Below are 13,828 nucleotides of genomic sequence, written 5' to 3'. Positions count from 1 at the left end.
ACCATTTATTTTTTTATGGAGGAAAACAATGTATAATGTAATTTCAACCAAAATAACTCGAAAATTGTTAAAACATAATTTGATAGATGAAAAAAAGCAGAATATTTATTCATATGGTTTCGAAGTGTTGGTAAGTTATTTTTCGTATTTGGCAATAGCTATAATCATTGCTTTTGCAACCAAAACATTTATTCCATCCATGATATTTGTTTTTTCGTTTTCCATTTTGCGTAAATATGCTGGTGGCGCACATGCAAACTCTTATAAACTTTGCCATATGCTTTTTTCCATAAATCATGTTGCGTTTGTTCTTTTCATCAAAAATTTCCCAGTAAAATATATTAATGTTTTTACAATATGTATATTGAGTTTGATGTTGCTTGTAGTTTGGCTTTTAGCGCCGATTGATCACGAACATCGTCGTTTTAATAAAGCAGAACAAAGATTTTTTAAGCACACTAGTCGAATGTATATGCTGCTAATTTCACTTCTATTGTATATAATCTCAAAAGAAACAGCATGTACAGAATTTGTTTTGAGTTACTTGTTTGGTAGTTTTTCTGCGACAATTTCACTAATTTTCGGGTGGGTGAAAAATAGAAAACGATTGGTTTGAAGTTGTTCGCTTTAAATGAAAGATAGGTAAAGGAGGTGGGATTATGAAAAAAATAAAAGCGTTTTTGTTTAAACATGCTACAACTATAGCAGCTCTTGCATTATTTGTTGGTGTTAAAACTATGGAATCTGCATGTTGGACATATTTTTATCAAACAAAAGTGCCCGAAGAGATGAATGCGTATCGAATGTAATTGTGTTAAAAAGCAGGCTAATCAGTACAGTCTGCTTTTTAGCGTATTTCATGCTAATAGTACTGATAAATTAGTGAAGGAGTTGAGATGGTAAATGATTAAGATTAAGCAGGATTTTTTTGTAAAGATAGTAAGTCTTATGGTAGCATTATGTATTTTGCTTTCATCGGGAATCGGTGTTGGGGCAGAAGAATTGCCGGAAAACAATGAAGAAAACTACATGAACGATGAAGTTGTTGACGAGTCCAATGTTTCTGAAAGTGTCGAAATTACCGAGGAGGAAGAACTTACATTGATCGAAGACGAAACTTTGACAGATGGTTCTAACCCTATTATAATTACAGGTGCAAATGAATTTACTTCAACTTCGGGTGTGTGGAGTGTCGAAAATCGTTCTGGAGCATTTAATAATTCGTTAGGGAAACCATTACTTAAAAATGGAGGACAAGAACCTGAAAGAGCAGATTTCCAAATTTATGTACCCGCTGATGGTTACTATTATGTTTCTGGTAGAGCTGTAACACAGAAAGGAACAGCAACTGATAAATCAATGAATCGAACATTTTGGGTTGCTTTTGTAAAAGATGGAACAACTAAATTTTTGTCAGGAAACGATCCGATTACAGATAGAGATGATGACGATTTTGATTCATTTATAGGTGATGATGGGATTAATCGATATTTGTTTGGTGCAAGAAATTCAGAAGTAGGCTCGCTAGGTTATTACGAGTATACTGATGCTGAGCCAGTATATTTGACAAAAGGGACAACGACAGTTAGCGTTTTCGGTTACAACTATGCACGTATGGATTACTTGGCTATTTCACGAAGTAGACAAGAAAAATGCGAAACAAAAGAAATTTATGATGTGAAATACGGACAGTACGAGACAACAGAAATTCAGTTGCAGGCTTCGGTTGAAAGAAATAAGGTAAGCTTAAGTATTAATAAAACATCGGGTAAAAATGTAGAATCTTATAAAATATATAAAAAAAACGATAATAATTCTAGTCAGTTAGTTGCCGAGATAAGTGAAAAAAGAACATCTTTTGTAGATTATGTTGTTCAAAATGAAGAATTACTCCAATATTGGGTAGTGGCAACTGATGTAAATATGAATGTGTTGTGGAGTAATATAATTGACGTAAATATTTCTGTAAGTGATTTAGCAACGCCTATTGTGTTAACCGGAAGCTCCTTTGTTGAAAGTGATGGTTGGAGTTGGGATTCGACAGTTAGTAGTTCAGCAGGAATTTATAACAGTAATAATCAATTGTTTACGACTCTTAGAACCGAGGGGATTGAAGTGGCAGAGACATATATGATTATTCCTGAGGCCGGTTATTATCATGTGTATGGCAGAACATATAATAAAAATGATGCACTCAATGAGAGAAAAATTATGGTCTCGGTTAGTCAAGGTGAAAATGTAAATTTCGTTTCCGGTAATCGTTCAGTTTGGGATGATGAAAATGATTATAATTATAGTTTAGTCGGAAATGAAAATCGTTATTTGTTTGGTTCTAATCGTTATGAAAACGAAGAACTGGGAGCATATCATTATTATGATGCGGAGCCAATTTATTTAGAGGCAGGACCAGCATGTTTAAAGATTTATGGTTATAATTATGCTCGCTTAGATTATTTAGTCGTTTGTAAGGACGTATATGTGCCATGCACGAAAGAAGAATATGACTTAGCTTTGTTGCCACATCAATTAAACTTGATACATGATGAGGGTGAGTTATCACAACAACTGACGTTAAAAAAAGAGAATGTATTTGAAACAACAATTGATGCAGGAGCGGCAGACTTTTTGGTCTTTGGTATAAATGAAGATGAAACAAAAGAGTACATAGTTTCTTCTAATAGCAGCACAGTGAATGTTTTAAATGAAAAAATTCAGGAATTTTCAGAATTACAATTAATCTATTTATTGTCCAGTAATAGTTATAAATATGTTAGCGTTGATAATACGCCGATTAATGATTATTTTTTAGCAGTGTTTACGGGTGCAAGTGGTTTTGAAATGATACGAGATGAAGTATCACAGGAAACTGTACAATGGGAACTAATCGAAGAACCTGGAGATGCGTTTAACAATTCTACAGGTAAATATTACTCACCAGGTGAATTGCTTTCAGAAGAACACACTGCTACAGGTGAAGCCATGCAAAACTCAAAAATTGGCAAGGAAATTTATATTCCAGAAACAGGTATGTATTATGTTTGGGGACGTGCCGCAACAAGAACAGGCACAAATGCAGACTATGGTAGAGCACATACGTTTGCTGTAAGAATTGGAGATAATGAAGTTTTGGGCATTGATCCTATGGAGAATCAATATGACAGTCATTTTGACAGCGTAGTTGGAACTAATGGTATGAATGTTTACTTATTTGGAGCTAGACGTAGCGAAGTAAATAGATTGGCTGGTTATTTGTATATAGATGCACAACCAATATATCTTCAAAAGGGTTTTGTAAATCTTGAAATCAGAGGCTTTGATTTTGCAAAAGTAGATTTTTTAGCTATTTCTGATTTTGAAATGAATTACGAGCTTACGCGTCCGAAGTACGACAAGTATATTGCTTCTTATGAAGATGTTGAAGTTCCTGTTTTTTTAGATGTTCCATCTGTTGAAAGAACAGGCAACAACTCATATAAAATAGCATTTGCTGCTACTGATAACATCGGTGTTTCAGGTTATAAAATATTGCAAGTTAATACAGGAAAAACCGAAAATGTTGTTTTAGGCGAGGTGGATGGTACAGTAACACAATATGAAGTTACTAATGTACAAGGTGATCCGTGGGTGAGTTTTCAAATCGAAGCATATGACTTTTGCGGTAATCATGTGCAAAGTGATGTTGTGACAGTAAGCGGTACAAATGTAATTAATACTGATACTTTCATTATTACAGCGGCGAATCGATATCAAAATAATGATGAAGATGTTGCCAGTAATAGCGGACATGCGTGGTGGCGTGAGCAGGAGCCGGTTTTCGATCCTTATATGTCACGTGAAACAAAGGGGGTATTCAATCAAAATGAAATTTTTATGCGTACAGGACAACTTCAATCGGTTCCGGTACGTACACAGTTTAAACTATATGTACCAGAAGCAGGAGAGTATTATGTGGGAGCAAGAGCATTGTCTAGAAAAGGTGGTGATGAAGATGTTTGGTTGAATCGTTGTTTTGCGATAACTATAAATAACGATGTCGTATCAACCACTAATCCGGTTAATTATTTATATGAAAGCGACAATTTTAATACTTATGCAATTTGGGATGGTTCGGGCGGTTCAAGTGGTATATATGCAATAAATGGAGCTTATTTATTTGGGGCGAGAAACAACAATATTACAGATTTACAATTCTATAATTATAAAGTTGATGGTAAAGTCCATTTAAATGCCGGAGAAAACATAATAACACTGTACGGTTTGTCTCTTGCTGGTATGGATTATATTGTGTTTTCAAAAAATTCTTTGCAAATGCCTGAGAGTAAATATCAATATAGTCTTGAATATTTATCTTATGAAGATACGATAGCACCTGTTTTTATTGATGTGCCAGTGGTAGAGGAGGAGACGGAAACATATATTGATCTTTCGTTTAAAACAGCAGAAAATTTTTCTAAAGTGTGGAAAAATGAAATATTTTATGTTCATAAAGATGAGGAGTATTTATTAGAGCGTGTAATGGGTCCTATTTCTGCATATCATTATTCGAAGGATTCGGATGTTTCGGAGGGTGAAATTCGATTGAAAGTCTACGATTATCATAATAATGTTATTGTGGAAAATTGCGATAATATCTACACTAACCGTATGATTACACCTAACGTAGTGATGGAAGGTAGCTGTGATTACGGTGGTGATACCGACTTTTATGTATTTATACCTGAAAAAGACCAAAAAATAATGATAGATGTTTCAGGCAAAATGCGAGTGCCGCAAGTTTCAATTTATGAAGACGATGGCGAAATTGTACAGCCTATTATAAATTTAAACTATGTAGGACAAGACAAATTGTATTACGGGAATGCAACCTATTCTTTGAAACAAGGTAAGCGATATGTGTTGGGTGTTAATGCGTCTTTTAAAGACGATTATAAGCTTATTTTATTTGAGGACATTAATGATATAGATTTATCAGTTACAGCTTCTATGAATCAAGAAATGATTATTACTGTTGGCCAAAACGGCTATTCAGAATTTGGCTTGTATAAATTTATGTTTAATCCGGAGTTGATTGAAGTAGTAGATGCTATAGCAACAATTCCTGAAAGAATTATTGCGCCAGGTGTTTTTGAAAACCTAAGTGTAGAGTATCTGGAAACAGGAATATTAATTGTCAAAGTGAAGGGGTCTGAACCTATTATAGTTAGAATGAAAGCCAAAGATGATAGCGAATCTACTATTAAAGTTGAATCAGCGTTTTTAGAAAAATAAAAATAGGAGAGCATTTATGAAAAAATCTATTTCAGTTTTTTTGATATTTGTGTATATAATTGGATTGTTGTCCGTTAATTCTTTTGCAGAGACAAGCACAACAGCAGTTGAAGAATATCAAGAAATAATTGTAAAATTTAAAGAAGGGACCACAGCAGAAGCTCCTGTTGCATTATTCATGACAGAAGATGGCGAGTCTCCTTTAGAAGTTGTTCGTAGCATTGAAACGAGAAGTGGTAATGTCGAACTTATTAAAGTTTCCGAATATGTTTCAACAGAGGAAGTCTTATCGTATTATGACGAAGATCCAAATGTTGAATTTGCTGAACCTAATTATAAACTTTATGCGGACAGCACACAGAATGACCCGCTTTTTAATGAGCAGTGGGCTCTGAAAAATTCCGGTCAAAGAATAGAAAGTTCGACAGGTATTTCCGGTATGGATATACAAGCGGCATCTGCTTGGAAAGAAAGCTGGTTTGATGAGGAAGGCGTTATTGTTGCTGTGATTGATGGTGGAATTCAATACGATCACCCTGATTTGCTAGATGCTATGTTTGTCAATACTGCCGAAATTGCTGGAAATTCGTTAGATGATGATGGAAATGGGTTTGTTGACGATGTACGTGGTTGGGACTTTGTTTTGGAAACAAACGATCCCATAGATGATAGTGAAAAAAGTGAAGAAGATTCATCTGTCGGTGCATTGGACAAGCACGGAACACATGTAGCGGGTATTATTGGTGCTGCATCAAATGGTGTTGGCGTGCAAGGTGTTGCGCCTAAAGCAAAGATTCTACCGTTAAAGATTATGAACGATGGCGTAGGTACAGTGTATGATGCAATTCAAGCAATACAGTATGCTGATGCAATGGGAGTTCATATTGTAAATTGCAGCTGGAGCCTACCAAATTATTCAGCGGCATTAGAGGACGCCATGCAAAAAAGTAACATGTTGTTTGTTTGCTCAGCAGGCAACAATGGAAATGACTTATCACAAGTTAAAAGATACCCATCTAGTTTTGGACTTTCTAATGTTATATCGGTAGCGTTTATGAACAATAAAGGTGTTTTGGACACAAGATCGAATTATGGTGAAAACGTAGATATTGTTGCTCCGGGCACCGATATAATTAGCACAATTCCAAATGATGATTACGGATATTTAAGCGGTAGTTCTATGGCAGCACCTTTTGTAACAGGTGTAGCAGCATTGGTGAAAGGCCATGAAAATAACATATCTGCACAGGAAATTAAGCAGCGAATTTTAAGTTCGGCTACTTTAGCAGATTCTCTAACGGATAAAGTGAAATGCGGCGGCTTTCTAAATGCAGCAAACGCCCTTTGTGTTCCTGTTATACCTAATGGTGATAATCATACCAAAGCATATGCGGCAACCGCTGAAACAATGGCTAATAAAATGTACCGTGTCGGTGGATATACTGAGGACGGCTATCTCAATACCATTAGCGAATATAATGTATATACGAATGAATGGACTTCCAAAACTCCCATGTCGTCATCACGCGCCAATCACGCGTCTGCAGTTGTAGGCTCAAAACTGTATGTGTTTGGTGGCATGAATAGTACAGGTGTTTTAACAGGTGCGGAGGCATATAATTCGAAGACTGACCAGTGGGAAGTTTTAGAAGCTGTGCCTGTGGGAATTACAGGAGCAACAGCTGTTGCTGCAGGTAATAATATTTATTTGTTCGGTGGCGTTGTAAATGGCGATTATGTGAAAACTATATACGAATATAATATTTCTGATGACAGTTGGAGTGTTAAAGGAAATCTTCCGGCTCCGGTTGGATTTATGGCAGGCGCTTTAGCAAAAGATGGTAAGGTGTATTTGTTTGGTGGTTGTAACAACGAGAAGTGCTTGAAGCAAGTGCTGTGTTATGACCCTGAAGAAAACACAACTACGGTTGTAGGAAATATGCCGGAACCCAAACGCAATGCTTATGCACTTGCAATGCAAGATAAAATATATGTTGTTGGCGGTCAAAATGACGTATTGGTAGATGGTGAAGACAGAGTTATAAAGAATAGCACCTCAAGTGCACAATCTATGTCGAATTCTGCATTTGAATACGATATAGTAAACAATTCATGGTCTTCCTTGCTTGATTTGGATGTATATGCATCTGGTGCAGCAACAGTGTATTACCAAAATGAATTGTATTATTTAGGTGGTTGGATGGGCGAAATTTTGGATCAGACGGCATCTTACAAAGGATTTAATGTTCCACAGAATATTTCTGTAGTTATGCAGAACGACAAAATACGTGTGTCTTGGGATTCACTACCCGGTGCAACACATTATTATGTGGAGCAAGATGGCGTAGTTTCTGAACAATTATCTACCACTTATAAGGAATATCCTTATTCGGGTGCAGGAGTACATGCGTTTCGTGTTCGAGCTGAAAAAGATGGAAAAAAATATGCGTGGAGTAAAGTTGTAAGCAATCACGAAAGCGAACAAATGTCGGATGCAATCGATATTTCTGATATAGATTCGTATTCAAGAGCATTTAGCAATGAATTTGATACGCATTGGTATAAAATTCAAAAAGACCATTTAGGGACATTGAATTTAAAATTGATAAATATTCCGGAAAATTGCGAGTATCAGATTGCACTTTGCGACTATAGTGGCGTAATTCTTGCTTTAGGTCAAAATGATAACGGGGAAATGACTATTGACAATTTTTCAATTGAGCCTTATACTTACTATATAAGAGTATTCCCGACATCAGGTGTAAATGCAGAGCAGGAATATACATTGTCTTATGAGTTTGAAGAAGTTTATTCTGATGAAATACCCGAAAGAGTATATGCTGATTTGTTAATGCCTGATAGTTATGAAATGACAGGTGAAAGTGTTCAGCTGAACAGCATAGAAGATTATCCTGATGCCGATTTTAATGTTGGAAGTGAACAAGTTAAAGAGGATAGTGTTGTACTTTCAATAAATTCGGACGTATCCGATTATGATGAAACATTTCCTTATGTAAAAGAAATTTTAGAAGCTCGAGCGGCTGAAGCTATTGCCACTGTATCCGAGGATACAGTGGTAGCAAACAGTACAAGTGAATTGTCCTATTTAGAATATGATTCGTTTTATGTGACAAATAGCAGTAGTTCTACATATCATGATTTAGGTATAAATGGTGCAACTTCCTTTTTGCAAGAACTGCAAGAAAATCCCAATCTTAGAGGTAAAATAGTTGTTTCGTTAGCGTCTTCTGATGAAGCTGATGAATTCTTGTGTGCTCCGGCAAGTAGTTCCCTTATGGGCGGAAATGGATATACTGTTTTGAATTCTGCATTCTATGATTATGGTAATAACGCAAAAAGTTTATCTGTTTTAGTAGAAGGTGCGAATGCGGTAACAGTTCCGCAATTTGCTATATCTGTTCGGTGTTCCGGAGAATATACTTTAAAAGTTACATTATTATATAATTCTTCCGGGGCAGAAGACTACGCAGTCCTCAACGATTCGCGCGAAAATAGTGTATCGACAGGGGAGTTGACGACTATTTCGTTTGATGCCAACAACTATGCGGTTCAGGTCGGTAAGCTGGATCATGCATTGGATGTTGACTTTTTTAAGGTTACCTTGAATGCAGGCGATAAACTGTCTTTGCGTTTACAAACTCCGGATGGTGTTAGCGATTTATATTCACCACAAATTTTCAATACCGAAAAACAAGTGATAAGCACTTCGTGGAAGGCATCAAACAAAAATAGTATGCAAACCGAGGCTATTGCTGAAAATACCGGTACTTATTATGTGGTAGTGTATCCAAGCAAAATCTTTAATGCAAGCAATCATTTAGATAAATATGATGAAAGTTTTAGTCCGGCAAAAAACTATACGTTGAAATTGTATAAAAGTCCACAAGGTACATACGAAAGCTTTGAAGTCAATGACTGGTTTGAAGTGAATGAATCTGAGTCGTTGTTAATAAACAGCATAGGATCGCATGAGAAGAAAGCGACTGTGATTAGAAGCTCTATTGACTCTCCGGGAGATAAAGACATTTATCCTGTTCAAATGAAAGCAGGGGACAAACTAAGTGTTCAGCTTAGGAACAAACAAGACAACGACCAAGGTGAATATCGAATCAGTATCCTGGAAGATTTAGACAAAGATGTTGACGAATATAATCGGGGCTATGTGAATTTTCAGCAAAAAACCTTTGACAATCCGTTTAATGCGAAAAATAACTATACTAAATATGTAACTTTCATTGCCCCAGATACAGAGACGTTCTATGTTCAAGTTCATAGTGCGGATGATAGATATTACAATGCATCATTCGGTAAAGGGTATGAGCTGCTTATTACACATGTTCCGAAAAATGAGTTGGATGCGTATGAAAGCCATGGAGAATATTCGAATGACTTTAGAGGGAATTTAGCCAAAATTTCTGAAACAGAAGGACAAGATCCGCAATATGGATTTATTGATACTTCTGTGCTTGTAGAGGATGGTGTATGTTCGAATTTGTCATTGGATAATCAATTGGATATTGATTGGTACAAAATTGAAATTCCTGAAGCTAATGGTGCAGTAGTAAAAAAAGTAACATTGGAATCATCAGATTCCGAACTATTGCGTCTGTTAGTACACGATATATCCGGCAATACAATTGCTACGCAAAGTGGAGAAACGTGGATGGCGCAACCGGGAGGCATCTACTATTTTGCTGTCTATTCAAGCTCGTCAAATTATTCTTCCAAAATTACTTATACGATGCGCATAGAAGATACTACACAAAAAATTGCTTCGGTGCAATATAATGGTGGAGTAGCTCCAAAGATGGGAACAAACACTTTGAAAATTGAATTAAACGGATTAGAAGTTGGAAAGCAATATGAGTGTCAAATCAGTTTTAGTTGGCAAGGCGGAAAAGCTCCTGCGACTATAAAGGAAGTGGTTGTACCAGAATCCGAAACAAAGTCTTTGTGTAAAAATATTGAAATAGAAGACTTTGGAGACGGCTTAATGACAATAGTGGATTTGAAGCTGAATGGTGAGGCGATTGGGTATAAGACTATCAGTAGTTTTGTCACAAACAACAAAATTAATTTTACTCCGGTAGGCGGAGGTAAATACTTCTATATTAGCAATAAAGAGTGGATAACAGAGCGAGACTTGGCAGATAATCCTAATGGTTATACGCAGGACGAGGTGAATGAAGAAGCGTTAGCACAACTATATAGTACAGACGAGTATTTGAATGAGATTGGCGCGCCTATTATACCTAGATTGTTATATCAGCAAAATCTCGATACTGATAATTATGAGCTTTTTGCTTTTTTTCATAATGGTTTACATATGAATGGTGCAATTGATATGTATAAGGATCTTGAGGAGAAACCATTTGTTGATGATATTTTTGTCAATATACAATTTTTTAATCATACGGATCAAGATGTTACAATTAATTTTGAACGTTTTGGATATCAAATACCAAGCAACAAGGAAGAAGCACCATACAATTGCAAGAGTTACGCATGTTTAAATGCTTTTTCCGATTATTATCAGTTGCCGTTTTACAAGAGTAATTATATAGGAGATGGCAAGGAAGTCGATAATTATGCAGATTATTATTGTTCGGATACATTGCCATTGAGACTGATAGACGATGGCGATGGTGTAGAAGGTATTACACTTGAATCAGGTGAAAGTTTTTGGCTCTTTGATATTAACGAGACACAAAAAGGTAATACTAAATATGCTGTTCCAAATATTTATGGAAATAAAAGTAATTATTCACGAGCAGACTTGATTCAGATTTTAACTCAATTTAGTGTTAAGGGTTCTGTTCAAATGAATGTAATGGCGTATAAAGATTTTTCGAATGTGAACGGTGTCGCTCAGGCAGGGTATTATTACCATGATACTTGGGATTCAACTATAAAAGGTATGGCGAACAGTCTTGCAGAGGTTGAAACAGAGCTTGCGTTTGAGCTAGATAGCAGTTTAAAGTTTGATGACAAACCAAAAACAGAGAACAAGGAGAAGTACATGTCGCTTCCTGTTGTTGTCCAAAATCAATTTTATGATGCGAAGCAAGCATGGTCGTGGTTAACAAATATAAATGCGCAGTCTGATGATATAAGAGGAAGAAACAATTCGGATGGTACGCCTTTACGTACAGATATTTTAACAAGTCCAACTCCTGATAGAGCTGACGAAAGTGGAATGTTAGAGCTTATATATAGCGATGGACTTAAACTTTTTCATTATACGGAAAGTGCTCCAAATGTAGAAAGAGAAGAAAACTGGATATTTAACACTAAAAGAAGTGATACAACGTGGCAAGGTAATCAAAGAGCGGGAGCTGAATATGTTGACCAAGGTCCTAATTTTATATTAGAAGTTCCTAATGCTCCATACCAGTTTGAAAATACGAATGTAGCATGTAGTATGGCCAATTACGGTGTACGCTATCGTTATAAAATTTCGATTAATAATAAGGGAGGAAAAAGAAAAGTTTTCTATGATGTTGCTACCATATCACACATTATTGGTATTGATAATTTGAGTAAAGAGGTGAAAATAAAAGGTGATGTTAAGAATGACAAGAATGAAGAAGTGTTCCATAACTTGTTTGAGTTTGATTTGCCGGCGAATAGAATAAGCGAATTTGATATCACGGTGATATTACCCACAGGAGATCCTGGCAGAATTGCCAATCGTATAATTGTAAAGGAAGTGAATGAGAATGAATAAAATGAAATTTGGCATGCTCATATTGGCGTGTATGATGTTTCTAATGCAACCTGTTGTACATGCAAAGTCGCTAAGAGAGGCATTAAATGAAAATTTTTGGATTTATTCTACAGATGAAAACAAGGAGGGTGTTTTTAAGTATGCAGGCTCAGATGTGGACAGAGAAATTAGAAATAATTTACCATACGAATACACTCGAGCAAATTGGTTTCCATCAGAAGTGCGCGGACGTTATATTTGGATAGACAAAGATAAAACTTATAGGATATATCGGATTCGGAACAGTGCCGTTTCTATGGATTTAGGATATCATAGTGTATATGATTTTGTTAATTATGCTAAGAATAACGAGTTATCATTATTATTTACCGAAACATCAAATTGGGAAGGGCCTGTAATCAGTGCCGAAAAATATATAACTTCCATGTGGGGAACGCAGAATGTGGAAGAAAGGTATAGAGACCGACCGGAAGGCTCTTATTATTGGATATATAATGTAACAAGTGCTAAAACCCAGGCTTTGGTTGATTATCTGTTTTCTGTAACTGATTTGACAGGGATAGGCGATGTGGAATGTGTAAAAATCATTCGTCACGAGCCTGTTACTTACATATATATCAAAGCAGACGGAACAGAATATGCAATTCCATTTTCTACAGGATACTCAATGATGGTGTATTCAAGTGCAGTATTCAAATTGGAGTTTGAGTTTGAAGAAGGCAAATTGTATACCGCAGAAGAGATGTATCGCTCTATCGCAGAACAATATGAAGCTACAATTGAACAACTCATTAAAGATCATGAAAAAGAAGTTTTTTATGGTGGTGTAAAGCTTTCACCAGACGATATTCCAAAAATTCGTGAAAGCTTTGTTATACCGGAAAATAATATTATGGCAACATCCGGTGAAATGGCAGAAAAAATGAAACAGGTTGGCTTAATAAAGGGAAATGGCGAAGATTTGATGATTTTTGATAATCTAACCCGCGCCGAGGGCATTACAATGTTGCTTCGGATGATTGGCGAAGAGGAAAACGCAAGTCAAGCACAGCCGGCAAATGTTTTTTCGGACGTGGACGAAAGCCATTGGGCATGTGCTAACATTTCGTATGCTTATGCGGAAGGTCTAACAAAAGGAACAAGTGAAACTACATTTTCTCCTGAAGAAAAATTGTCTGCACCACAGTTTATGGTGATGTTGCTTCGTGCGATGGGATATGACAGTTACGAGGGCGAAACACTGACTTTAGAAAATGCGAATGAAATTGCTAAAAAAGTCGGCTTTAACACAGACTTTTATGACGTTCAAGATTTAAAACGAGGACATATGGCAACAATTGCATCCCATGCCTTGAATGTGGTTACAGCAAATGGCAAAACAGTCGCAGAAAATTTACTTGACGAGGGTGTTATTACTACAGAACAATTTGAAACAATCAGTGCCTCTGATTTTTACACCGTACCATACAAGGAAAAAGAACCTTGGAAAATTGAAGGGTATCCCGCTTTTCCGGATGTAACACAAAAGCATTATGCTATTTACAAAGAAGCGACACGAGACAACCGCACAGAAGTGGCATTTTTTGATATTGAAAATGAACAAGAAGGCGATTGCTTGGTTTATGACGGATCATCCTTGCTCTTGTCAGACAATGCTCGCTATGTCAATAGTGTAAAATACGTTTTGAGTGGTAATACGTGGATTAAGTTCGAAGAAGGATATCCTGCAATCAGCAATTACGCATCCGAAGTATTGGCATCTGATTTGGAGATAACAGACTAAATGTCTAAATCAAAACAAGGCTACTGCAA

The 13,828-nt window shown here is 36.2% G+C and carries 5 protein-coding genes; all 5 read left to right on the top strand.

From position 1 onward, the window contains the following. The first annotated feature begins 28 nt into the window (after positions 1-28). Positions 29-616, top strand: a complete 588-nt coding sequence (locus tag IJE10_07500; GenBank protein ID MBQ2967944.1) for an accessory gene regulator B family protein — start codon at positions 29-31, stop codon at positions 614-616. A 43-nt stretch (positions 617-659) separates the two neighbouring features. Continuing rightward, positions 660-809: a cyclic lactone autoinducer peptide gene (locus IJE10_07495; GenBank protein MBQ2967943.1), complete on the top strand. Its 150-nt coding sequence runs from the start codon at positions 660-662 to the stop codon at positions 807-809. A 94-nt stretch (positions 810-903) separates the two neighbouring features. Continuing rightward, positions 904-5,268: a hypothetical protein gene (locus IJE10_07490; GenBank protein MBQ2967942.1), complete on the top strand. Its 4,365-nt coding sequence runs from the start codon at positions 904-906 to the stop codon at positions 5,266-5,268. A gap of 16 nt (positions 5,269-5,284) precedes the next feature. Continuing rightward, positions 5,285-12,016, top strand: a complete 6,732-nt coding sequence (locus tag IJE10_07485; protein MBQ2967941.1) for a S8 family serine peptidase — start codon at positions 5,285-5,287, stop codon at positions 12,014-12,016. Beyond that, complete coding sequence (locus IJE10_07480) at positions 12,009-13,799, top strand: S-layer homology domain-containing protein (protein ID MBQ2967940.1); 1,791 nt, start codon at positions 12,009-12,011, stop codon at positions 13,797-13,799. The genes IJE10_07485 and IJE10_07480 overlap by 8 nt, the downstream gene beginning before the upstream one ends. The last annotated feature ends 29 nt before the right edge of the window (positions 13,800-13,828 follow it).

The organism is Clostridia bacterium (genome assembly GCA_017410375.1).
Lineage (GTDB): Bacteria > Bacillota > Clostridia > RGIG6154 > RGIG6154 > RGIG6154.
Note: the sequence above shows the minus strand (reverse complement) of the source record. Positions and strands in the feature narration are given on the sequence as shown.